Genomic DNA, 24,043 nt, shown 5'->3' on the forward strand with positions numbered 1-24,043 from the left:
TCCAACGTATCAAGCGCGCCTGTTGCACGCGTGTAATGTAGCCGGAAACGTTACGTATGTGTTTCCCGGCACGGTCAGCGTCCCTATTTTACGCTGTGAAACGATAGTGCTGAGCTGGGATTATGTGATATATCAGTTGAAAGGGAACTTATTGCGGGAGTGTTTCTGCGCCGTGGGTCCAACTGGGGTACGCTTGAGGACGAAAAAATAGTGCGCACGAATTGCGCGAAGGGAGCACCAATTGATTATCGAGAGTCATGCACTGTGGGGCGAGGAGCCGACTGAGGAATATCCGGCGACGTTTACCTATTTGGGCGCCGAGCCGCTGCCCGATAAGCCTAATGGTCGTCGCCCGGCAGCGATCATCTGCGGCGGAGGCGCGTTTACGCACATCGCTCCGCATGAGCAAGATCCGGTGGCGTTTGCGTTTTTGGATCACGGGTACCAGGCTATTGTGCTCAACTATGTGACAAGCGGCACGGGCGACGTGAGTTTTCCGCACCCGCAGGCCGATCTTGCCAAGATGGTCGCCACGGTGCGCGCTAATGCCGACGAATGGCATGTCGACCCCAAGCGCGTGTGCGTCGTGGGCTTTTCGGCGGGCGGCATGATTTGTGCCTCGTTAGCAACGCAGTGGAAGACCGGTCCCTTTGCGGTGCTTGCCGGGGTGCGTCCGGATGATATTCGCCCCGACGCCGTGGTGCTGGGCTATCCATTGCTCGACCTTGCCTATGTGCGCGACATGCAGACGCGCGATCCGCGCATTGACCTGCGCGTGCCCAAGACGGGCGGCAAGACGGGGCGTGATTTGCTTAACGACTACCTGTCGATGGTGACGGGCGGTGAGGCAACCGACGAACACTTGGCCGACATCTGCCCCACCACGCATGTTTCGCGCCAGATGCCGCCGACCTTTGTGTGGGGCGTGTCCGACGACAAGACGGCGCCGATCGCGCAGGTCTACCCGTTTGCACAGCGCATGGCCGAGGAGGGCGTCGCATGCGAGATGCACGTCTTTGACCAGGGCGGCCACGGCCTTTCGCTCGGCAACGCCAACACCGCAGCCGACAACGAGGACAAGCAGGTGGCGGTCCGTCCTTGGATTCGTCTAGCCTTCCGCTTCCTCGAGCGCCACGGGTTTTAGTTGCGGCGTTTTACCAAACGCCGCAACTGCTCGACGCTGCAAGCCCGCCAGGGCGGCAATCTGCCTTTCAACTTCGGCGGCATGACCAGAAGGTCAATGCCGCCTCGCTTCAAGGCACCTTGCTCGCTCTGGCGGGTTTTCGCTGTCGGTTCCAAGAACATCGAGGTAGTCATTGGGGACGTTCTTAAGCGACTAGTCGAAAGGGACACTCTTGCGGCACTTGGCACTCGGGGACGTTCCTTTTGTGCCGGCACTTGGGGACGGTCCTTGCACCGATCTGTTGATTGAACGTCGTTGTGTGTTCGCGCTATCATGCATGGTTACAATTGGTTAGCCATGGCAAACGGTTAGCCATGGTGAACATAAATACAACGCCCTGTGGGCGCCGGGGGAGGAACACGGACGTGAAGCTCGATACGCTCGAGATTGGAAAGGACGCCGTTGTCGCATCGGTGGCATCGGACGATCAGGCACTCCGACAGCATATTTTGGACATGGGTCTAACGCCGGGCACCGAAGTCACCATGATGAAGTACGCCCCCATGGGTGACCCGCTCGAGATCCGCCTGCGTGGCTACGAGCTGACGCTGCGTAAGGACGATGCCGCTCGCATCGAGCTCGTGGGTATTCACGACACCGATACGGGTCCGCGCGCTAACGCCGCAATCGGCACGACGGAGCATCCGGCCCTCGGCGAGGGGACGTATTCGCCCCGCGCGGCAAAGACGGCCGTGCCTGAGGGCGCGCCGCTGCACTTTGCCCTCGCCGGCAACCAAAACTGCGGCAAGACCACGCTGTTCAACCAACTGACGGGCTCCAACCAGCACGTCGGTAACTTTCCCGGCGTGACGGTCGACCGCAAAGACGGCACCATCCGCAACCATCCCGAGGCGAGCGTTACCGACCTGCCCGGCATTTACTCCCTGTCGCCGTACACGGGCGAAGAGATTGTGAGCCGTCAGTTTATCCTGGACGAGCATCCCGACGCCATCATCGACATCATCGACGCCACCAACATCGAGCGCAACCTGTACCTGACGCTGCAACTTATGGAGCTCGATCGCCCCATGGTCATCGCGCTCAACATGATGGACGAGGTGACGGCCAATGGCGGCGCCGTGGACGTCAACCTGCTCGAGAGCCTGTTGGGCGTGCCTGTTGTCCCCATTAGCGCTGCCCGCAACGAGGGCATCGGCGAGTTGGTGGATCATGCCTTGCACGTGGCGCGGTTCCGTGAGCGCCCCGGTCGCCTGGACTTCTGTGCGCCCGATGGCTCGGACGGCGGTGCGCTGCATCGCTGCATCCACGGCATTGCCAACCTTATCGAGGACCATGCCGCGACGGCGCATATCCCGGTGCGTTTTGCGGCGACCAAGCTGGTTGAGGGCGACGAGCTGGTAACCGAGGCGCTTCACCTGGACCGTAACGAGCTTGACGCCATCGAGCACATCATTACCCAGATGGAGGGCGAGGCCGGCACCGACCGCCTGTCCGCGCTGGCCGACATGCGCTTTAGCTTTATCGGTGACGTGTGCGGGCATTGCGTCGTCAAGCCGCATGAGAGCCGCGAACACGTGCGCTCCGTCAAGATCGATCGTATCCTGACGGGCCGTTATACGGCCATTCCGGCGTTCCTGGTAATTATGGGCCTCGTCTTTTGGCTGACGTTTGGCGTGATTGGCGCAGCGCTGCAGGGACTCATGGAGGACGGCATCGCTGCCATCATCGCTTCGGCCGATGCGGGCCTCAAAGCGTTCGGCACCAACGACGTGGTGCGCTCGCTGGCTGTCGACGGCGTGCTCACAGGCGTGGGCAGCGTGCTCACCTTCCTGCCGATCATCGTCGTGCTCTTCTTGTTCCTCTCTATTTTGGAGGACTCGGGCTACATGGCGCGCGTGGCCTTTGTCATGGATAAGGTGCTGCGCCGCTTTGGCCTGTCGGGTCGCAGCTTCGTGCCCATGCTCGTCGGTTTTGGCTGCACCGTGCCGGCTATCATGTCGACCCGCACGTTGCCGTCCGAGCACGACCGCAAGATGACGGTCATGCTCACGCCGTTTATGAGCTGCTCGGCCAAGCTGCCGGTCTACGGTCTGCTGTGCGGGGCGTTTTTCCCACAGGCGACGGTTCCCGCTATGGTCTCGCTTTATCTGATCGGCATTGCGGTTGGTTGCATCGCGGCTTTGGTGCTTAACCGCACGGCATTTAAGGGCGACCCGGTGCCGTTTATCATGGAGCTTCCCAATTACCGCCTACCGAGCGTCAAGACGACGGTGATGCTGGCATGGGATAAGGCCAAGGACTTTATTACCAAGGCCTTTACCATTATCTTTGCCGCTACCGTGGTCATCTGGTTTCTTCAGACGTTCGACATTCGCTTTAATGTGGTCGCCGATCAGTCGCAGAGCCTACTTGCCGGTCTGGGTAGCATTATCGCACCGGCGCTGACGCCGCTTGGGTTTGGCGACTGGCGTGCATCCACGGCGCTTGTTACTGGACTTATCGCCAAGGAGAGCGTTATCTCGACCCTCACGGTGCTTTTGGGTACAACCTCGCCCGCGGCACTGTCGACCATGTTCTCGCCGTTTACCGCCTACGTGTTCCTGGTCTTTACACTGCTGTACCCGCCTTGTGTGGCGGCAATCGGCGCCGTCAAGAGCGAGTTGGGCGCGCGCTATGCCGTTGCCGTGTTCGCGTTTCAGGTGGCAGTCGCCTGGATCGTGGCGTTTGTCGTGCATTCGGCGGGCATATTGCTGGGGTTGGCTTAGTTATGTATTGACGGCGCAACCTCTGTGTATCGAATTGTTTTCGGCCCTGCATCTGTACTGACGGATGCGGGGCCGTTGCTATATAATCGCCCACCGCTCAAGATAATCGGAGAGGTTTTCCTATATGGCTCAAACAAAGCAAGATGGCATCTCGCTCAAGCAGTGGCTCCCGCTTATCGGGCTCGCCTGTTGCGCGTTCGTGTTCAACACGTCGGAGTTTATGCCCATCGGCCTTCTGACTGATATCGCCGCGTCGTTCTCGCTCACCGAGGCCCAAGCCGGCATCATGATTTCGGTCTATGCCTGGGGCGTCATGCTGCTGTCGCTGCCACTCATGGTGTTTGCCTCGCGCTTTGAGTTCAAGTGGATGCTGCTCGGCGTGCTCGCCGTGTTTTCTCTGGGTCAGTTCCTGTCTGCTGTGGCACCGACATATCCCATCCTGGTCTGTGCGCGCCTGGTGGTCGCTTGCGCACATGCCGTGTTCTGGTCGGTCGCCTCGATTATGGCCTCGCGCCTGGTTGACGCCCGCCACGGGGCGCTCGCCATCAGCATGATCGCCACGGGCTCGTCTATCGCGCAGATCTTTGGCCTGCCGATCGGCCGCGCTATCGGCCTTGCCGTGGGCTGGCGCATGACGTTCGCCGCGGTCGGTGCCCTTTCTGCCGCCGCGGTGGTGTACCAGGCCGCGGTGTTCCCGGCCATGCCGGCGGATGAGCGCTTTACCGTTAAGCAGCTGCCCGAGCTGCTCAAGAACCCGTTCCTGATTGCGCTCTACGCGGTCACGGTCTTTATGGCGACCGGCTACTACGCGGGTTACAGCTATATCGAGCCGTTCCTGGCACAGGTCGCGCACGTCGACGCAGGTGCCATCACCATGACGCTGACGGCGTTTGGCTGCTCCGGTCTGGTGGGCAGCTGGCTGTTCGGCCGACTGTTCGATGGGCATCGCTTCCCGTTCTTGGCTATCACGCTCTCCGGCGTGCCGGTGGCTCTGCTGCTTATGGCCCCCGCAGCCTCGGCACTCGTGTTGGTGCTTGCCGTCTGCGCACTATGGGGCTGCTGCGCCACGGCCTTTAACGTGGCGTTTCAGGCCGAGCTCATCAAGTACACGCCGGCGGATTCGTCGGCTGTCGCCATGTCGATCTTCTCGGGCCTGTTCAACCTGGGTATTGGTACGGGCACGGCGATTGGTGGCGCCGTGGTGTCGGGCCCGGGCATCGCTTGGATCGGCTACGCGGGCGGCACGATTGCCGTCGTGGGCGTCATCCTCGCCATCACCGTGCTGTTCCCGGCCATACGCCGCGCAAAGCCTGTCGCCTAACCACACCCCCTCATCAGTTGCGGCGGAATGCGGACTGGATTGGGTAGCTAAAAAAGCCCCGTCCCAAATTAGCTACCCTGCTGGGCATACAATGGATGTCGTTGTGTTGAGCTTACCGGGAGGCTGTTATGTGGGCATACGAGACGACGTTCTATCAGATCTATCCGCTGGGCTTTTGCGGGGCTCCGCGCGAAAACGCCGCGCCTGTTGCCGAGGATGAGCTCTTCCAAGCTGCCGGTACCGCGCCCAATCCCGATGCCCCCATCATGAAAATCGCCCAATGGGCCGATTACCTGCAGGAGTTCGGTATCGGTGCCGTGTTGATCAACCCTCCGCTTGAGTCCGATGGCCATGGCTACGATACGCGCAGCCTGCGCCATATCGACCGCCGCCTGGGTGGAGATGCCGACTTTGCCGCCGTGTGCGAGACGCTGCATGCCCATGGCATACGCGTGGTGCTCGATGCCGTCTTTAACCATGTGGGCCGCGGCTTCTGGGCATTCCGCGACGTGCAGGAGCGCAAGTGGGATTCGCCCTACAAGGATTGGTTCCACATCAGTTTTGACGGCGATTCCTGCTATGGCGACGGCTTTTGGTATGAGGGCTGGGAGGGCCATTTTGAGCTCGTGAAGCTCAACCTGCAAAATCCTGCCGTAGTCGATTACCTGCTCGAGTCTGTGCGCCGTTGGGCCGATGACTTTGGCATCGACGGCCTGCGCCTGGACGTCGCCTACATGCTCGACCGCGACTTTATGCGCCGCCTGCGCTCCTTTACCCGCGAGCTCAAGCCCGACTTTGTACTGATCGGCGAGACGCTCCACGGCGACTACAACCAGATCGTCAACGACGAGATGCTCGACTCCTGCACCAACTACGAGTGCTACAAGGGCCTGTATTCCAGCTTTAACTCAGTCAATATGTTCGAGATCGCCCATTCGCTGCATCGCCAGTTTGGCGGCGACCCGTGGTGCATCTACCGCGGCAAACACCTGCTGTCGTTTGTCGACAACCACGACGTGCCGCGTCTGGCCAGCATCCTCACCGACAAGTCGTGCCTGCGTCCCGCCTATGGCATGCTCTTTGGCATGCCGGGAATCCCGTGCGTCTACTATGGCAGCGAGTGGGGAATTGCTGGCGAAAAGGGCGGCCCCGATGGCGACTGGGCGCTGCGACCTGCGCTCAATGCGCCTGCGCCCAACGAGCTGACGGCGTTCATCACGCAGCTCGCGCACCTTCGTTCGGCCGACGACGCGGCGGCACGCGCTCTCAACTACGGCGCGTACCGTAACGTGGTGATTCAAAACAAGCAGCTGCTGTTCGAGCGTGCCTGCGACGACGCCACGGTGCTCGTGGCGGTGAATGCCGTGGACGAGACCTATTCCTTTACAGCCGGCGAGCTCAACGGGTCCTTTGTCGACCTGCTTGCCGACGACGCGCCCACGGTCGAGCTGGCGGGCACGCTTGAGCTTGCGCCCTATGAGGTGCGTTATCTGCTGAGGGTCTAGCCCATGCCTGCGTCTGACGAGGGCTATCAACATATTGAGCATGGGTTTGAGCCCGTGTTCGACCGGCACTCGCGCGTTTTGGTGCTCGGGTCGTTCCCCTCGGTGCTTTCGCGCGCCAATGCCTTTTACTATGGCAACCCTCAGAACCGCTTTTGGCGCGTGATAGCGGCATGCCTCGGTGCGCCTGTGCCACCCAATGAGGGCGATCCTTTGGCGGACGGTACGCCGGCGACACTCGACGCCTCGATTGCCGCCAAGCGATTCATGCTCCTCGACGGCGGCGTAGCCCTGTGGGATGTGATCGAGAGCTGCGATATCAAGGGCTCGAGTGACGCTAGTATTCGTAACGTCGTGCCGGCACACATCGAGCTCATCACCAGCAACGTGTCCATTGAGCAGGTAATATGCAACGGTGGCACGGCGGGGCGCCTCTACAAGCGCTATCTACAGGAGCGGACGGGCCTGCCCGCTGTCATATTGCCGTCAACAAGTCCCGCTAACGCGGCCTGGCGCCTGGAGCGCCTCGTTGAGTGCTGGCGCGAGGCCGTTGACTGGGGTGCTCGATAATTTAGATAGTTGATTGAGCACGGGTGCCGAGACGTTTGATGATGGCGTGCCAGATTGACGTGGGCACGGCGGGCTTGGCGAAAACCACGCCATCTGCTGTGACATCCCCGGTGTCGCCGCCGCCGAGTCGTTGGGCGTGCTCAACCGAGCAGCCCATGCGCACGGCGCCTACCAGCTTATCCATCGCTTCGGAAAACGGCCGTCGCAGAAGTCCCATGCGTGGGGAATGGTGAAGCGCCGCGATGCCGCTGCCGGCACAGATGACAACGCCGCCGCACCACGTTAGCCTACGGAGTTCGCAAGCTTGGCGCAGGCACTCGATATACCGGTGCGCCTCCTCGGTGCGCCCACAGGTGGCTTGAACGACGACATAGACGCGCGTTCCCGTATTGCCAAAGCGATCGAGTGCTTGTTGAGCGGCGGATGCCGCCTCATCGTTGGGCTTATCCGTAATCGCGAGCACAATGCCATCGACGGCGGCATCGGCGTCATTCGCCTTCAAGTCGACCGGGCGGGGGAGCGCGGTGCCGGAAAGCCGGGCATAGGCCGCGATGGCATCCTGCAGGTCCCAGAGCAAAAACTCAAGATCGGCGCTATTGGGAATACTGACGTATGCAATCTTCTGCAGTGTTTTGGGCTTATTGCCCTGCGGATCTGTCTCCATGCCGCCTCCTTTCCGGTTCGTTTCCGTTTAGGTTACACCGTCTGGCGGCGCCTCGCCGCGCTATCCTAGTGCAACCCTTACGAAAGGAACGCCATGCGCCTGCCCATGAATACCTCGCTTGCCACGCTCAAGCCTTCCGGCATCCGCCGGATCAACGCGCTCGCCGCTCAGCACCCGGGGTGCATCGCGCTCGCGCTTGGCGAGCCCGATTTTCCCACGCCCGATGTGATTGGCGCCGAGGTGACTACCTCGCTGGTGCGCGGTGACACGCACTATCCGCCCAACAACGGTCGCCCCGCCCTGCGCGAGGCGCTGTCTGCCTACATGGGCGACGCGGGTCTTACGTTTTCTGCCGACGAGGTCATCCTGACCGACGGCGCGACCGAGGCCCTGTCGGCAACGTTCATGGCTATGCTCAACCCTGGTGACGAGGTCATTATCCCCACACCGGCCTTTGGCCTGTACGAGAGCATCGTCGTGGCCAACCATGCCAAAGCTGTCTTTTTGGACACGGAGCCCGCACAATTTCAGATTGACGAGGACGCCCTTCGTGCTTGCGTGACGCCGGCGACCAAAGCCATCGTCATTTGCTCGCCCAACAATCCCACGGGCTGTATCCTCAACGCGGCTTCGCTCGACGCCGTGGCGCACGTGGCGGAGCGGACGGGCATCTACGTGGTCTGCGACGACGTCTACAACCGCCTGGTCTATGTGGATGGCTACGAGCGCTTTGCCCAGCGTCACCCGGAGCTGCGTGAGCAGACGGTAGTCATCGAGAGCTTTTCCAAACCCTGGGCCATGACCGGCTGGCGCTTGGGCTGGCTCGCAGCCGCAGCCCCCGTCATCGCCGAGATCGCAAAAGCTCACCAATACTTAGTATCGAGTGCCGTCTCCTTCGAAATGGACGCCGCAGCCAGAGCCCTCACCGTCGACCCAACCCCCATGCTCGAAGTCTACCGAGCCCGCCGCGAGCGCGTACTCGCAGCCTTAGACGCCATGGGCCTCGACGCAGTAGAACCAGCAGGAGCCTTCTACGCCTTCCCCAGCATCAAACAGTACGGCCTAACCAGCGAAGATTTCTGCATCAAAGCCATCAAAGAAGCCAATGTAGCCCTAGTCCCCGGAGACTGCTTCGGCTGCGAAGGCCACATCCGCCTAAGCTACTGCGTAAGCGACGAAAACCTAGACAAAGGCCTAAATCGCCTGTCCGCCTTCATTTCGACTTTGTAGTCCTCAGGGATGCAACACATCAGCCCACCGACATAAGGGTTATGCGGGGGGCGCGTCGCTCAACGGACACGAGGATTCGCAGCAAAGGCAACGTAGCTCCGGCCGGGAGGGGCAGGGCGAGTTTTCCGTAGATTCCGCACGAGCCGAAGGCCACTTAATGTGGCCTTCGTGCGAGCCCAGGACTTGACCGAGCGGAAAACTCGCCCTGCCCCTCCCGGCCGGAGCGTATGCAGGGTTTGTGTACGAATCCTCGCGCCCGTTGACCGACGCCGGGGTCCCCGCCATAATACTTTCGGTTCACGCACGAATCCGCTGCCAGAGACAGCCGGTGCAAACGGGCTTCGCCCGCAAGCTTAATGGGACATCCCGCCAGCCGAGGTGGTCGAGTAGATATGTCTTCTCGCCCCCGTCGCTCATGCAGCGCGGGGGCTTTCTTTTTGGACATGCCCCCGTCACGTCCTTGTGGCGGACCGTGCCCGGAAAGAATTCGAGGAGGTGTAATTCATGCCCCAGCAGTACAAAATCGACAAGGTTGCAGAGATCGAGTCCCGTATCGCCGAGAACGCCGGTCTGTTCGTCGTCAACTACAACGGTCTGACGGTTAAGCAGGCTCAGGAGCTGCGTCATCAGCTTCGCGAGTGCGGCGCCGAGATGAAGGTCTACAAGAACAACCTGGTCAAGATCGCTCTCAAGAACCAGGAGCAGCCCGAGCTCGACGAGATCCTCGCCGGCCCCGTTGCTTATGTGTTCTACGAGACCGAGCCGGTCGAGGCCGCTAAGGCCCTCAAGGACTTCTCTGCTAAGTCCAAGGGCGTCCTTGAGATCAAGGGCGGTATCTCCGACGGCAAGGCCGTTTCCGCTGATGATGTTAAGGCTATCGCCGAGCTGCCCACCAAGGATCAGCTTCTCGGCCAGATCGCCGGTCTCATCTCCGGTTTCGCTCGCGACATCGCTGTCTGCGTCAACGGCGTTTCCTCTGGTCTCGCTCGTTCGATCCAGCAGGTTTCCGAGCAGAAGGCAGCCTAGTCGCTGTTTTCACCCGCGGCGGCAACGCCGCACCCCTGGCGCATTCGCGCTGTGTTTTAACTGATCTCCGTGCACAGACACGGAAACCGAAAGGACTTAGAAATGGCTAAGCTTACCACCGATGAGATCATCGATGCTCTTAAGGAAATGACCCTTCTCGAGGCTTCCGAGCTCGTCAAGGCTATCGAGGACACCTTCGGCGTTTCCGCCGCTGCTCCTGCTGCCGTTGTCGCCGCTCCCGCTGCTGGCGCTGCTGAGGCCGAGGAGAAGACCGAGTTTGACGTCGTGCTCGAGGGCTTCGGCGACAACAAGATCCAGGTCATCAAGGCCGTCCGTGAGCTCACCAACCTTGGCCTGAAGGAGGCCAAGGAGGTCGTCGAGGGCGCTCCCAAGGCTGTTCTCGAGGGTGCCAAGAAGGAGGACGCCGAGGCTGCCAAGGAGAAGCTCGAGGCTGCTGGCGCTGCTGTCACCCTCAAGTAATCAGGCTTTCTCGCCAGATTTCTTTGCAGACGGGGTTCGCATTGCGAACCCCGTCTTTTTTGTTAAAGGCTTTAGCCTGTGCGGGGCGCGCAGCGCGCCGCATCAGAAACCACCCGCTATGCGGGTGGGGACAACCGGCTTTACAAAGCCGCCCCCTCGCCGGACACTTGCGATTGTTCAGGCCGCAGGGAATCCGAGTCGAGAGGGCGGTGGTGGCGTATGGCCCAGAAGGCCTACAGCCTGTCGCACACGAAGTGGATGTGCAAGTACCACGTCGTGTTCACGCCGAAGTATAGGCGCAAAGTCATCTACAACCAAATAAGGTCCGACCTTGGGGAGATCTTCAGGAAGCTCTGCCAGTACAAGGGGATAGAGATCATCGAGGGGCACCTGATGCCCGACCACGTCCACATGCTGCTGGCGATACCGCCGAAGTACAGCGTGTCGAGCGTGATGGGCTACCTGAAGGGGAAGAGCTCGCTGATGGTATTCGACAGGCACGCGAACATGAAGTACAAGTTCGGCAACAGGAAGTTCTGGGCCGAGGGCTACTACGTGTCCACCGTCGGCCTGAACGAGGCCACGATCGCGAAGTACATCCGGGAGCAGGAGAAGGCCGACATCGCGCTCGACCGGCTGAGCGTCAAGGAGTACGAGGACCCCTTCGATAGGGGGCCGGGGCGCAAATAGCGCCGGTTTGACCGGCCCGTCACGGGTCAACCTGCAGTGCGGCCCGAACCCCGTGAGGGCCGGCGCCTTTAGACGCGTGCCGGAAATCCAAGGGTTATACCCTAAGAGCAAACCACCCCTTTTAGGGGTGGTTTTGATGTTTTTTCGGTCCCTCGGCATCGGTTGCTCAAACTGCCATGTTCTGTGATTTGCGTCGTAGCGGGTGCCCTGCCGTTGGACATTAAAATTGCACCATTCGAGCAATAATTTGCGTTGACCTGCTGAAGAATTGTCTCTGCCTTGTAGCGACATATAGTTCCAGCGGTAAGATGCTTGGGTATCGCAATTTGGTCTGCGGCTGTGTGCCGCACGCATGGGGCGCTTTTGCGCCTGCGAAAGGATCTTTGAATAACATGAAGGCAATCATCCCCGCCGCCGGTCTTGGCACGCGTTTTCTGCCTGGCACTAAGTGCACGCCCAAAGAGATGCTGCCGGTGCTCGACAAGCCCGTCATTCAGTACGTCGTCGAGGAGGCGCTCGAGCCCGAGGAGGTCGACGATGCCATCATCGTTACCTCTCCCGGTAAGCCCGAGCTGCTGAGCTACTTCCAGCCCGATCGCTCGCTCGAGAACCTGCTGCGCGAGCGCGGCAAGAACGCCTATGCCGATGCCGTAGCCCACGCTGGCGGTATGCCGGTCGATTTCCGTTATCAGTACGAGCCCAAGGGCCTCGGTCACGCCATTCGCTCTGCTGCCGACGCCGTGGCAGGGGAGAACTTCCTGGTTCTTCTGGGCGACTACGTTGTGCCCAACCGCGACATCTGCGACAAGATGCTCGCCGTCTCCAAGGAGCACGGTGGCGCTTCGGTTATCGCCGTCGCTGCTTGCTCGCCCGAGGAGGTCAGCCGCTACGGCGTGATCGCCGGTGAGCGCGTCGGTTCGCTCGAGGGTGCCGAGGACGTTGCCGATGCTGAGCCGGGCGCTGTCTGGCGTATCGGCGGTCTGGTCGAGAAGCCCGCCCCCGAGGCGGCTCCGTCCAACCTGTACATCGTCGGCCGCTACCTGCTGAGCCCGCTGGTCATGGACCTGCTTGCCGACCAGCAGGCCGGTAAGGGTGGCGAGATCCAGCTGACCGACGCCATGGCCCGTTCGCTCGACCGCGAGGCAATGTATGCCGTCGTCATCGACCCGCTGTCGGGCTACGACACCGGCACTCCCTCTGGCTGGATGGCCACCAACGCCCTCATGGCAGCAAGCGACCCCCGCTTTGCCGATGCCTTCTGGGACGCCATCGACGAGCGCGGCGGTCTTAAGCGCAACTAGCACGTGCCACGGGTGCGGACTTCGGTTCGCACCCGTTTTTTGTTCGCGGGCCATGTAAGCCGTTGCGGGAGGCCGTCGTTGTCCTGCGGGGGAGTGCGCGTTCACAGAAAATATATGAACGCATGTTCGATACAACACCATCTACCTGCTCGTTTTCTGTTGAAAAACTTTGCTACTCCAAAAACTCAATCGCGTCAAGGCTTTTCTTGCCCAACGGTCGGTACCTGATAGACTATTAGGTTGCGATAACTGGCGAAGCTATGCCTCGCCAACCCACCGAGCATTTCCGTGAAGGAGGAAAAACCTGGTGACCTACGCATACACTGCCACTGAGCGCAAGCGCGTCAGCTTCGGGAAAATCCCGGAGGCCATGGAGCTTCCCAACCTTATCTCTGTTCAAAGGGAATCCTTTGAGCGTTTTAAGGACGAGGGCCTTCGTGAGGCGTTCAAGGAATCCAGCCCCATCCAGAGCCAGAACCATGTTCTCGAGGTTACCTTCGGCGAGCATCAGTTCGGCGACCCCGCGCACACTGTCGAGGAGTGCCGCGAGAAGGATATGACCTATCAGGCTCCGCTTCTGACCGACGTCCGTCTCACCAACAAGGAGACCGGCGAGATCAAGGAGCAGCTCGTCTTTATGGGCGACTTCCCCATGATGACCGATCAGGGCACCTTTATCATCAACGGTACCGAGCGTATCGTCGTCTCGCAGCTCGTCCGCTCCCCGGGCGTGTACTACAGCTCCGAGATGGATTCGGGCAAGCAGATCTACAAGGCCCAGATCATTCCGTCCCGCGGTGCCTGGCTTGAGTTTGAGGTCGACAAGCGCGATCAGCTCATGGTCTCCATCGACCGTAAGCGCAAGCAGAGCGCCACGATGTTCCTGCGCGCCCTTGGCATCGCCGTCACCAACGACGACATCATCGAGCTGCTCGGCAACTCCGATGTGATCAAGCGCACCCTGGAGCGCGATACCGCCCTCACTCGCGAGGACGCCCTCATCGAGATCTACCGTCGCCTGCGCCCGGGCGAGCCTCCCACCGTGGACGCTTCCCGCAGCCTGCTCGAGGGCCTGCTCTTCAACCCGCAGCGCTACGATCTGGCCCGCGTCGGTCGTTACAAGGTCAACAAGAAGCTCAACCTCACCACCGAGGAAGAGGTCACGGTGCTCACCGACGAGGATATCGTCGCGACGCTGCGCTACCTGCTGTCCCTCGCTGCCGGCGAGCAGGGCTTCAAGGTCGACGACATCGACCACTTTGGAAACCGCCGCATCCGCACCGTCGGCGAGCTTGTCGCCAACCAGTTCCGTATTGGCATGAGCCGTATGGAGCGCGTCGTCCGTGAGCGCATGAGCTCCCAGGACATCGACGAGATCACCCCGCAGTCGCTCATCAACATCCGCCCGATCGTGGCCTCCATCAAAGAGTTCTTCGGTTCCTCGCAGCTCTCGCAGTTCATGGACCAGGCAAACCCCCTGACCGGTCTGACCCACAAGCGCCGTCTGTCCGCACTCGGCCCTGGCGGTCTTGCCGGCCACAAGTCGGGCTCCAGCCGCCGCACCAACGTGCCGACGGCCGTCCGCGACGTTCACAACTCGCACTACAGCCGCATGTGCCCGATCGAGACCCCCGAAGGCCCCAACATCGGCCTGATCGGCTCGCTTGCCCTCTACGCCCGCGTCAACGAGTACGGCTTCATAGAGGCTCCGTTCCGTCGCGTCGAGAACGGCGTTGCCACCGATCAGATTGACTGGATGACCGCTGACGAGGAAGAGAAGCACGTCATCGCGCCGGCCAACACGCCGCTCGATCCCAAGACCAACGAGTTCATCACAACCGATGCCGAGGGCAAGATCGTTCGTCCGCACACCGTGATCGCCCGTACCCGCGACTTCGACGGCTCCTTCGGTGCTCCCGCCGACGTGCCTGTCGAGGACGTCGACTACATGGACGTCTCGCCGCGTCAGATGCTCTCCGTCGCAGCCACGCTGATTCCGTTCCTGGAGCACGACGACGCCAAGCGTACGCTGATGGGCGCTAACATGCAGCGTCAGGCCGTGCCGCTGGTTCACCCTGCCGCTCCCTATGTCGGTACCGGCATGGAGCGTCGCGCCGCCCTGGACTCCGGCGAGGTCACCCTGGCCAAGAACGCCGGCGAGGTCATCTTTGCCGACGCCGCCAAGATCATCGTCAAGCATGCCGGCGGCATGGACGAGTATCACCTGGCCAAGTACCAGCGCTCCAACCAGTCCACCTGCATCAACCACCGTCCGCTCGTGCGCGTCGGTGACACCGTTGAGCAGGGCGAGCCCCTGGCTGACGGTCCTTCGACCGATCATGGCGAGCTCGCACTGGGTCAGAACCTCACCGTGGCCTACATGCCGTGGGAAGGCTTTAACTACGAGGACGGTATCGTCGTGTCCGAGCGCCTGGTGGCCGAGGACCTGCTGACGACCATCAACATCACCCGTCACGAGATCGACGCCCGCGACACCAAGCTCGGCCCCGAGGAGATCACCCGCGAGATCCCGAACCTCTCCGAGGACATGCTTGCCAACCTCGATGAGGACGGCATCATCCGCATCGGCGCCGAGGTCGGCCCTGGCGACATCCTGGTCGGCAAGGTCACGCCTAAGGGCGAGAGCGCTCTGACCGCCGAGGAGCGCCTGCTGCGCGCCATCTTCGGTGCCAAGGCCCACGACGTCCGCGACACCTCCCTCAAGATGCCTCACGGCGCTTACGGCCGCGTCATCGACGTCGTCCGCTTTAGCCGCGAGAACGGCGACGACCTGGCTCCCGGCGTCAACGAGCAGGTGCGCGTCTACGTCGCCCAGCGTCGTAAGATCCAGCAGGGCGATAAGATCGCCGGCCGCCACGGCAACAAGGGTGTTATCTGTAACGTTCTGCCGGTCGAGGACATGCCCTACATGACTGACGGTACCCCGATCGACGTTATCCTCAACCCGCTGGGCGTTCCTTCGCGTATGAACGTCGGCCAGCTGCTCGAGTGCCACCTTGGCTGGGCTGCTGCCTGCGGTTGGGATACCGAGCAGGCCGACTCCGACAAGTATGTCCCCGGCCCGTTCTTCACCGCGACGCCCGTCTTCGACGGCGCCAAGGAGGACGAGATCGCCGAGGTCATCCGTCGTGCCAACAAGAACATGCTCAACAAGGCCACCGCTGCCTTTGGCGATCACATGCGCCCCGAGTTCGTCACCCAGCTTGACGAGCGCGGCAAGACCCGCCTGTTCGACGGCCGCACCGGCGAGGAGTTCCGCGAGCCCATTACCGTTGGTACGTCCTACATCCTCAAGCTCGGCCACATGGTCGACGACAAGATCCACGCTCGTTCGACTGGCCCTTACAGCCTGGTTACCCAGCAGCCTCTGGGCGGCAAGGCTCAGTTCGGCGGCCAGCGCTTCGGCGAGATGGAAGTTTGGGCACTGTACGCTTACGGTGCTTCCAACGTCCTGCAGGAGATCCTGACCGTCAAATCCGACGATACCGTGGGCCGCGTCAAGACCTACGAGTCCATCGTCAAGGGCGAGAACGTTCCTGTCCCGGGTATCCCCGAGTCCTTCAAGGTTCTCGTTAAGGAGATTCGTTCCCTCGCGCTGGACATCGAGCCCATGCACGATGCCGACGAGGACGCCTCCGCCCCTGTGACCGCCGAGGAGGCCTCTGCTCTCGACGACCTGGCTGCGCTCGCTGGCATTGACGTCGACGTCGAGGCCCAGGATGCCGAGACCGCCGAGGCACCCGAGGCCGTCGCCGCCACGACCACTGATAAGGAGTAGTTGACTGTGGCAGATTTCGAAGCTACTGATTTTGACTCGGTAAAGATCTCCCTTGCCTCCGCCGACCAGATCCGTTCCTGGTCGCACGGTGAGGTCAAGAAGCCGGAGACCATCAATTACCGTACCCTCAAGCCCGAGAAGGACGGCCTGTTCTGCGAGAAGATCTTCGGTCCCGCCAAGGACTGGGAGTGCTCCTGCGGCAAGTACAAGGGCATCCGCTTTAAGGGCATCGTCTGCGAGCGCTGCGGCGTCGAGGTCACCTCGGCCAAGGTGCGTCGCGACCGCATGGGCCACATCGAGCTCGCCGCTCCGGTGTCCCACATCTGGTACTTCAAGAGCCCCACGAGCTTCCCGATGAGCCGTATGCTCGACATCAAGTCCAAGGACCTCGAGAAGGTTCTGTACTTTGCCAGCTACATCATCACCGAGGTTGACTACGAGGCTCGCGAGGCCGACGCCGACGACCTGCGCGAGGAGCTCGCTGCCGATCTGGAAGAGATCGATGCCGAGTGCGCCCGCCAGATCGAGTCCCTCAAGGAGCAGGGCGACCCCGAGAACTTTGACGAGTTCTCCGACGAGGAACCGCTGACCCCCGAGGAGATCGCCTCTGGCATCGTCGACATCGAGGAAGAGTGCAAGGACGAGAAGCAGCTCCGCACGGACGCCTTCAACGCCTTCATGAAGCTCACCGAGCGCGACCTCATCTCCGATGAGCCGCTGTTCCGCGAGATGACCCGCTACTACTCCATGTACTTCAAGGGTGGCATGGGTGCCGAGGCCGTCCGCGACCTTCTCGCTGCCATCGACCTTCCTTCCGAGGCCGAGAAGCTCAAGGCCATCATCGCCGACGAGGATTCCCAGAAGCAGAAGCGCGAGAAGGCCGTTAAGCGCCTCGAGGTCGTTGACGCCTTCCTGAAGGGCGGCAACAGCCCCGCGAACATGATCCTGGACGTCATCCCGGTCATTCCGCCCGATCTGCGCCCGATGGTCCAGCTCGACGGCGGCCGCTTCGCTGCGTCCGACCTCAACGACCTGTATCGTCGCGTGATCAACCGTAACAACCGACTCAAGCGCCTGCTCGACCTGGACGCCCCCGCGATCATCGTGAACAACGAGAAGCGCATGCTCCAGGAGTCCGTGGACGCCCTGTTCGACAACGGCCGTCGTGGTCGCCCGGTCTCTGGCCGTGGCGGTCGCCCGCTCAAGTCGCTCGCCGAGGCCCTCAAGGGCAAGCAGGGTCGTTTCCGTCAGAACCTGCTGGGTAAGCGTGTCGACTACTCCGGCCGTTCGGTTATCGTTACCGACCCCAAGCTGCTGCTGCACCAGTGCGGTCTGCCTAAGACCATGGCGCTGGAGCTCTTCAAGCCCTTCGTCATGAAGCGCCTGGTCGAGCTCGGCAAGGTCGAGAACATCAAGGGCGCCAAGCGCGCTATCGACCGCGGTGCCACCTTTGTGTGGGACATCCTCGAAGAGGTCATCGACGGCCGCGTCGTGCTGCTCAACCGTGCACCGACTCTGCACCGTCTGTCCATCCAGGCCTTTGAGCCGGTGCTGGTCGAGGGCAAGGCTATCCACCTGCACCCGCTGGTCTGCTCGCCCTTCAACGCCGACTTTGACGGCGACCAGATGTCTGTCCACGTGCCGCTGTCCAGCCAGGCTCAGGCCGAGGCTCGCGTGCTCATGCTCTCTGCGAACAACCTGCGCTCGCCGGCATCCGGCAAGCCGGTCAACATTCCCTCGCAGGACATGATCATCGGTGTGTACTACCTCACCCAGGTTCGCGACGGCCTGCCGGGCGAGAACCACGTGTTCTCGAGCTTCGACGACGCGCTGCACGCCTATGACTGCCGCTCCGAGGTCGACATGCAGGCCAAGATTCAGGTCCGCGTGTCCGCCGAGAACGCCAACGTCATCAACGAGGACGGCACCCGTATCTTCCGCGTCAAGAACGGCAAGAACGAGTTCGTCGACTTCGACGTCACCGGCAACAAGACCGCGCGCTTCGAGACCTCTATCGGCCGCATCATCTTCAACCGCCAGTGCCTGCCCGAAGACTACGAGTTCATGAACTACAAGATGGTCAAGGGCGACGTGGCCAAGCTGGTTGCAGACTGCTGCGATCGCTACCCCGAGGCCAAGGTCGGTCCGATCCTCGACGCCATCAAGTACTCCGGCTTCCACTACGCTACCCGCGCCGGCCTCACCATCTCGGTGTGGGACGCTCTCATCCCTGCCGAGAAGCAGGAGCTGCTCGACCGCGCCCAGGCCAACGTCGACCAGATCAACGAGTACTTCGAGGAGGGCTTCATCAACGAGACGGAGCGCCACATCGAAGTCGTTAACGAGTGGACCGCTTGTACCGATAAGGTTGCAGCGCTCATGCTCGACATGTTCGACGAGGAGAACCCACTGTACATGATGGCCGACTCCGGCGCCCGTGGTTCTAAGACCCAGCTGCGTCAGCTCGGCGGCATGCGTGGCCTGATGGCAGACATGTCCGGCGAGACGATCGACCTTCCCATTAAGGCGAACTTCCGCGAGGGCCTGCTGCCACTCGAGTACTTCATTTCGACCTACGGCGCCCGTAAGGGCCTGGTCGATACCGCATCCCACACCTCGGACTCTGGTTACCTGACCCGTCGTCTGGTCGACGTGGCCCAGGACGTCATCGTCCGCGAGGAGGACTGCGGTACGCACGAGGGTGTCACCTACAACCTCATCATCCCCGGCACCACCGACCTCAACACCGACCTCGTCGGCCGTTGCTTCATCCAGGACGTCGTGGCTCCCGATGGCACCGTGCTCTTTGAGCAGGACGGCTACATCGAGAAGGTTGCCGACATCCAGAAGATGGTCGATGCGGGCCTCAAGAAGGTCAAGCTCCGCGCGCTGCTCACCTGCCGCTCCAAGTACGGCGTGTGCCAGAAGTGCTACGGTTGGGATCTTTCCACCCGTCGTCCGGTCGCCATCGGTACTGCCGTCGGCATTATTGCCGCCCAGTCCATCGGCGAGCCCGGTACGCAGCTTACGATGCGTACCATTCACTCCGGCGGCGTCGCTGGCGTCGACGATATTACGCAGGGTCTGCCTACGGTCAGCCGTATGTTCGATATCGTCGGCAACGTCAACGAGAAGATTCTGGGTCGCGAGGCCGAGCTGGCTCCGTACTCCGGTCACCTCTCGATTAAGCCCGAGAAGTCCGAGTACGTGCTGACGCTCACCGACTCCGAGGATCACACCCGTGTTCTCGACGAGCGTCGCGTCCCCGCTTCGGTGCGCTTCATGCCCGAGATCGAGGACGGCTGCGAGGTTCGCGCCGGCGACCAGATCACCAAGGGCTTCGTCAACTTCCGCAACCTGCGCAAGCTGACCGACATCGAGTCGACGATGCACACCTTCGTCGAGAGCGTCAAGGACGTCTACACCAGCCAGGGCGTCGACCTGAACGACAAGCACATTGAGGTGCTCGCACGTCAGATGCTGCGTCGCGTTCAGATTACCAACCCCGGCGACTCCAAGTACCTGCTTGGTCAGTACGTCGACCGCTATGAGTTCGCCGACGAGGTTGAGCGCGTTGCCCGCCTGGGCGGTCAGGCTCCCGTGGCCGAGCCCGTCATCCTGGGTACGCTCAAGGTCGCGTCCAACATCGACTCCTGGCTGTCGAGCGCTTCGTTCATCCGTACCGCTGGCGTCCTTACCGAGGCTGCCATCGAGGGCAAGGTCGACCACCTGCTCGACCTTAAGTCCAACGTCATCGTCGGTAAGAAGATCCCGGCTGGTACCGGCCTCAAGCCGTACGCCAACGCCAAGCTGACGTATCGCACGGCCGACGGCTACGTGGACATCGACGGCCCGGCTTCGCCCAACGCCAAGTCGCTGCCCGAGTGGGCTCCTGTGGAGCTCAAGGACCTGGACGAGCAGCTCCCGCAGCAGCTCGACTGGGCCGGCTACGATGAGTTCGGTGGTGCTGACGGTTCGTTCACCCGCAACGGCCACACCATCTCCGCCGAGAAGGCTCGCCTGTACCTGTTCGACGACCTGGGCGTGTCGCAGCGCTGGACCAACAAGTTCAGCGAGGTCGGCATCGAGACGGTCGGCGACCTGGTCGGCAAGTCCGAGGAGGATCTGCTGCGCATCGATGGTATCGGTGCCAAGGCGATCGAGGAGCTCCGTGACGGTCTGGAGGCCCACGACCTGCTCTACATCCTCGAGAACAACGACGACGTCGCCGACGAGGAAGACCTCTCGCAGCTGCTGCAGATGGTCTTTAGCCCCGACGGTCCGGACGACATCCTGCTGGGCACCTCCGCTCCGACGCATCACGCCGACGATGAGGAGGAGCTCCTGGGCGCTCCGATCGACGACAAGAAGGCTCCCGCCAACGGTGTCATCAACGAGGACATGGCTTCCCTCGACGAGCTGCTCAACCAGCTCGTAGACACCGACGACGCCGAAGAGGCCAAGGACAACGACGAGGAGTAACTAGTTCCGCCGTTCTAACGAACGGCGGCAACCTCCGTCGCTGCGCGGCCCCCAGAGCTACAATCTGTCATTCAAAAGGCAGGGCATGACCAAAAGGTCAATGCCCTGCCTTTTTCATGCCACCTTGTACGCTCTGGGGGCCGCTCGCTTGCGTATGCTCAACCTGTTGCGTTCCGTTGATCCCTTGCCAAAAAGGGACAGGTTTTATTTTGGTCGGTTTTTTCATGCTTGAATTTGAAACATTTCGTCCGACAAGAGCGTATCTAAGGTGAGGGCCTCATCGAGAACCATTAACGTCACCGGGAGGTGATTATGGAAGAACAAGCATTTAGACAGGCGGTCGAAGACCACCGGGATGTCGTGTTTCGGATCGCATTGACGTACCTGCGCGATCGCGCCGATGCCGACGATGTTGCACAAGACGTCTTTCTTAAGCTGCTCAAAAGCGATGTGCAATTTGAGAGCTGGGAACATCTTCGTCGATGGCTTATCCGGGTCACGATCAATGAATGCAAATCGCTCTTTCGAAAGCCATGGAGGCGTGTGGAGGATATTGAGAACCTGGCCGAGTCGCTTTCGACAGCGCAGGATGAGACCAAGGCCGTCCTGTCAGATGTCATGCGGCTTCCGGAACGATTCCGTATCCCCATCGTGCTCTATTACTATCTGGGCTTCTCGACTTCAGAGATTGCCGAGTTGCTGCACGTACCAGCCGCGACAGTTCGAACGCGTTTAGCTCGCGGCAGATCGAAACTCAAGTTCATCCTAGAGGAGGGCGACCGTGAAATCCAACCAAATCAAGCAGGCCTTCGAGTCCGTCCAAGCCGATAGCGATCTTGCTAACCGTGTTCTTTATGCCGCTGCTGGCGAGCCGCTTCGCCGAAAGGGTCACGCGAAGCCTCTGTATGTTGCCGTAATCGGATGTCTTGCCGGAGTGCTGGCGACCGGAGGGGTCGCCTACGCTGTTGTCAATTCCAGTTATTTTGCCTCTGCCTGGGGAAACCATGGCAACGGAGAGTCCGTTACCTGGACAAATGGCGGCTCGTCGGGGACGAAATATACCTACACCAGAGAGTTTGGTGATGGTATCGCGCCCCAAAGCCTGGAGGGTGCAGCCCAGAAGGTCAATCTGTCCGTCGAGGGCAACGGCTATACGCTCGACATTCATGAGATGGCAATCGACGAGAACGGTTGCGGTGCTGTGACGTTTACATTGTCCAATCCGAATGGCGTTAACTACTACAAGCCGGCGGCAGAGCTTGGCGAACTTGTTCTCTATGGTGAAGAAGAAGGGGGCGTCAGTACACCCAGCATGAACTTCGGCGAGGAATGGGCTGATACACGCTGCACCATTGATAAAGACACATCAAGCGACACGGTCATTAACGGCACGATGTACTTTGCATCTTGGAATCGCGATCGAGATTTACGACATGCGATCACCTGGAATATCAGTTGGACAGAGGGCAAAGGTGAGGATGCGAAGGTGATCGAGGCATCGACGCCAGAGTTTAACGTCGGAGCGCACGTCGATACAAAGGAGCTCCGCTCCGACGACTCGCCTCTCGAGATCAGCCCGTTTTCCATCCAGACGCACATCGATGATCTGGGCTATGAAGCAGTTGATCATAAACTGACCGTCAGCTACAAGGATGGATCGGAGCAGACTATCGAAGATGACGACGCAGGGGCGTACAACTTCTATGTTTCGATGGCACGCAATAGCGGAGAGAACATTTGGGTGCCAACGAAGTTGATTGATGTCGACCAAGTGGTCTCAGTAACCCTTGAGGGCACGAGGTACACATCAACAGGAGAGACCGAAACAGAAGTACCCTTTACCATCGTTTATTCGTAAGGTCTGGGCCGCTTCCCAAGAGGGGAAGCGGCCTATTTTGCGTTACATGGACGGCTGGAATGGGCACTTGCGCACAGGCGGGGATTCCTTTTATGGAGGCTTTGCGGAAATATAGCTATTTTGGGATACGCCCGGCAGCGTGGTCTGTTGACGGCACAGCTAACGCCACGTATCCTATCGAACTGCGTGTTTCGTAGGGGGATGCTGACCCCTCGATTCAAGCCGTTGCACTTTACAGAAAGCTGGAATCATTCGAGAAGGAGTACGCTTTGCCTACTATTAACCAGCTGGTTCGCCAGGGCCGCCGTTCCGTGCCCAAGAAGTCCAAGAACGCTGCTCTGCAGCACAACTCCCAGAAGCGTGGCGTGTGCACCCGCGTCTTCACCACGAGCCCCAAGAAGCCGAACTCGGCTCTTCGTAAGGTTGCCCGTGTTCGCCTCGTCAACGGCATCGAAGTTACCGCTTACATCCCGGGTGAGGGCCACAACCTGCAGGAGCACTCCATCGTGCTCGTCCGTGGCGGTCGTGTCCGTGACCTCCCTGGTGTCCGTTATCACGTCATCCGTGGCGCCTACGACGCTGCTCCGGTCCAGAACCGTATGCAGGCCCGTTCCAAGTACGGTGCTAAGCGCCCCAAGGCCAAATAAGCCAGATAACGTTTTGATACTTTCGCCGTGTGCCGTCTTGAGCGCCGCACGGTAGACACTTAAGGAGATTTCACATGCCGCGTCGTGCAGCAGCTAATCGTCGTGAGGTTCAGCCTGACGCCGTTTACAACAACCGCCTGGTGACTCAGCTCATCAACAAGGTCCTTCTTGACGGCAAGAAGGCCACCGCTGAGCGCATCGTTTACACCGCTTTCGAGATCGTTGCCGAGAAGTCCGAGGGCGGCGACGCTCTCGCTACCTTCAAGAAGGCTATGGACAACGTCAAGCCCACGCTCGAGGTTAAGCCCAAGCGTGTCGGTGGCGCTACCTATCAGGTCCCGATGGAGGTCAACTCCCGTCGTTCCACCGCTCTGGGTATCCGCTGGATCGTCAACTTCTCCCGCGCTCGCAAGGAGAAGACCATGGCCGAGCGTCTCGCCAACGAGATCCTCGACGCTTCCAACGGCCTGGGCGCTTCCGTCAAGAAGCGTGAGGACGTCTTCAAGATGGCCGAGGCCAACCGCGCGTTCTCTCACTATCGTTGGTAAGTTAAGGTAAGGAACT

Annotated in this window: 17 protein-coding genes; 16 read left to right on the forward strand and 1 reads right to left on the reverse strand. The window is 60.8% G+C overall.

Features of this window, described 5'->3' with window-relative positions:
• Positions 1–241: 241 nt before the first annotated feature.
• The 5 genes from DXC90_RS00590 (at position 242) to DXC90_RS00610 (ending at position 7,302) form a co-directional block, all read left to right on the forward strand.
• Positions 242–1,144, forward strand: coding sequence for an alpha/beta hydrolase (locus DXC90_RS00590; RefSeq protein WP_117734313.1), 903 nt, complete (start codon positions 242–244; stop codon positions 1,142–1,144).
• A gap of 353 nt (positions 1,145–1,497) precedes the next feature.
• Complete coding sequence (gene feoB / locus DXC90_RS00595) at positions 1,498–3,909, forward strand: ferrous iron transport protein B (RefSeq protein ID WP_117734314.1); 2,412 nt, start codon at positions 1,498–1,500, stop codon at positions 3,907–3,909.
• 124 nt (positions 3,910–4,033) lie between these two features.
• A complete protein-coding gene (locus DXC90_RS00600; RefSeq protein ID WP_117734315.1) occupies positions 4,034–5,230 on the forward strand; it encodes an MFS transporter in 1,197 nt (398 codons plus the stop codon).
• Positions 5,231–5,358: 128 nt separating this feature from the next.
• Complete coding sequence (locus DXC90_RS00605; protein ID WP_117734316.1) at positions 5,359–6,735, forward strand: alpha-amylase family glycosyl hydrolase; 1,377 nt, start codon at positions 5,359–5,361, stop codon at positions 6,733–6,735.
• A gap of 3 nt (positions 6,736–6,738) precedes the next feature.
• Entirely contained in the window at positions 6,739–7,302 is a 564-nt protein-coding gene (locus DXC90_RS00610) for a uracil-DNA glycosylase family protein (protein ID WP_117734317.1), read from the forward strand.
• Position 7,303: 1 nt separating this feature from the next.
• Here DXC90_RS00610 and DXC90_RS00615 read toward each other — a convergent pair whose 3' ends face one another.
• Positions 7,304–7,966 (reverse strand): hypothetical protein, encoded by a 663-nt coding sequence (locus DXC90_RS00615; RefSeq protein ID WP_117734318.1) that lies wholly within the window; start codon positions 7,964–7,966, stop codon positions 7,304–7,306.
• A gap of 93 nt (positions 7,967–8,059) precedes the next feature.
• On the opposite strand from DXC90_RS00615, the gene DXC90_RS00620 reads away from it, so the two are divergent.
• The 11 genes from DXC90_RS00620 to rpsG all read left to right on the forward strand — a co-directional run bounded on the left by DXC90_RS00620 (position 8,060) and on the right by rpsG (position 24,027).
• On the forward strand, positions 8,060–9,196 hold the full coding sequence (locus tag DXC90_RS00620) for a pyridoxal phosphate-dependent aminotransferase (RefSeq protein WP_117734319.1): 1,137 nt from the start codon (positions 8,060–8,062) through the stop codon (positions 9,194–9,196).
• A gap of 504 nt (positions 9,197–9,700) precedes the next feature.
• On the forward strand, positions 9,701–10,222 hold the full coding sequence (rplJ, locus tag DXC90_RS00625) for a 50S ribosomal protein L10 (RefSeq protein ID WP_089572500.1): 522 nt from the start codon (positions 9,701–9,703) through the stop codon (positions 10,220–10,222).
• A 102-nt stretch (positions 10,223–10,324) separates the two neighbouring features.
• Entirely contained in the window at positions 10,325–10,702 is a 378-nt protein-coding gene (gene rplL, locus DXC90_RS00630; protein ID WP_006235005.1) for a 50S ribosomal protein L7/L12, read from the forward strand.
• A gap of 219 nt (positions 10,703–10,921) precedes the next feature.
• Complete coding sequence (gene tnpA, locus DXC90_RS00635; protein WP_117734320.1) at positions 10,922–11,392, forward strand: IS200/IS605 family transposase; 471 nt, start codon at positions 10,922–10,924, stop codon at positions 11,390–11,392.
• A gap of 392 nt (positions 11,393–11,784) precedes the next feature.
• A complete protein-coding gene (locus DXC90_RS00640; RefSeq protein WP_117734321.1) occupies positions 11,785–12,693 on the forward strand; it encodes a UTP--glucose-1-phosphate uridylyltransferase in 909 nt (302 codons plus the stop codon).
• A 370-nt stretch (positions 12,694–13,063) separates the two neighbouring features.
• Complete coding sequence (locus tag DXC90_RS00645; RefSeq protein ID WP_233502102.1) at positions 13,064–16,492, forward strand: DNA-directed RNA polymerase subunit beta; 3,429 nt, start codon at positions 13,064–13,066, stop codon at positions 16,490–16,492.
• Positions 16,493–16,498: 6 nt separating this feature from the next.
• Positions 16,499–20,974, forward strand: a complete 4,476-nt coding sequence (locus DXC90_RS00650) for a DNA-directed RNA polymerase subunit beta' (protein WP_199406578.1) — start codon at positions 16,499–16,501, stop codon at positions 20,972–20,974.
• Between the two features lie 312 nt (positions 20,975–21,286).
• On the forward strand, positions 21,287–21,805 hold the full coding sequence (locus tag DXC90_RS00655; protein WP_117734324.1) for an RNA polymerase sigma factor: 519 nt from the start codon (positions 21,287–21,289) through the stop codon (positions 21,803–21,805).
• Positions 21,756–22,832 carry a DUF4179 domain-containing protein gene (locus tag DXC90_RS00660; RefSeq protein ID WP_117734325.1) on the forward strand — a complete coding sequence of 359 codons (1,077 nt, stop codon included), beginning with the start codon at positions 21,756–21,758 and terminating at the stop codon, positions 22,830–22,832. The genes DXC90_RS00655 and DXC90_RS00660 overlap by 50 nt, the downstream gene beginning before the upstream one ends.
• Before the next feature lie 269 nt (positions 22,833–23,101).
• Positions 23,102–23,479 (forward strand): 30S ribosomal protein S12, encoded by a 378-nt coding sequence (rpsL, locus tag DXC90_RS00665; protein WP_006235012.1) that lies wholly within the window; start codon positions 23,102–23,104, stop codon positions 23,477–23,479.
• Positions 23,480–23,553: 74 nt separating this feature from the next.
• On the forward strand, positions 23,554–24,027 hold the full coding sequence (rpsG, locus tag DXC90_RS00670) for a 30S ribosomal protein S7 (RefSeq protein ID WP_006235013.1): 474 nt from the start codon (positions 23,554–23,556) through the stop codon (positions 24,025–24,027).
• Positions 24,028–24,043 lie beyond the last annotated feature (16 nt).

This window comes from Collinsella sp. TF09-1AT (assembly GCF_003436895.1).
Classification (GTDB): Bacteria; Actinomycetota; Coriobacteriia; order Coriobacteriales; family Coriobacteriaceae; genus Collinsella.

Bases quoted from the DNA above. Each gene is read 5' to 3' on its own strand.
- feoB (WP_117734314.1), top strand. From the start codon at position 1,498: ATGGTGAACATAAATACAACGCCCTGTGGGCGCCGGGGGAGGAACACG.
- DXC90_RS00600 (WP_117734315.1), top strand. From the start codon at position 4,034: ATGGCTCAAACAAAGCAAGATGGCATCTCGCTCAAGCAGTGGCTCCCG.
- DXC90_RS00605 (WP_117734316.1), top strand. From the start codon at position 5,359: ATGTGGGCATACGAGACGACGTTCTATCAGATCTATCCGCTGGGCTTT.
- DXC90_RS00610 (WP_117734317.1), top strand. From the start codon at position 6,739: ATGCCTGCGTCTGACGAGGGCTATCAACATATTGAGCATGGGTTTGAG.
- DXC90_RS00615 (WP_117734318.1), bottom strand. From the start codon at position 7,966: ATGGAGACAGATCCGCAGGGCAATAAGCCCAAAACACTGCAGAAGATT.
- DXC90_RS00620 (WP_117734319.1), top strand. From the start codon at position 8,060: ATGCGCCTGCCCATGAATACCTCGCTTGCCACGCTCAAGCCTTCCGGC.
- rplJ (WP_089572500.1), top strand. From the start codon at position 9,701: ATGCCCCAGCAGTACAAAATCGACAAGGTTGCAGAGATCGAGTCCCGT.
- rplL (WP_006235005.1), top strand. From the start codon at position 10,325: ATGGCTAAGCTTACCACCGATGAGATCATCGATGCTCTTAAGGAAATG.
- tnpA (WP_117734320.1), top strand. From the start codon at position 10,922: ATGGCCCAGAAGGCCTACAGCCTGTCGCACACGAAGTGGATGTGCAAG.
- DXC90_RS00640 (WP_117734321.1), top strand. From the start codon at position 11,785: ATGAAGGCAATCATCCCCGCCGCCGGTCTTGGCACGCGTTTTCTGCCT.
- DXC90_RS00645 (WP_233502102.1), top strand. From the start codon at position 13,064: ATGGAGCTTCCCAACCTTATCTCTGTTCAAAGGGAATCCTTTGAGCGT.
- DXC90_RS00655 (WP_117734324.1), top strand. From the start codon at position 21,287: ATGGAAGAACAAGCATTTAGACAGGCGGTCGAAGACCACCGGGATGTC.
- rpsG (WP_006235013.1), top strand. From the start codon at position 23,554: ATGCCGCGTCGTGCAGCAGCTAATCGTCGTGAGGTTCAGCCTGACGCC.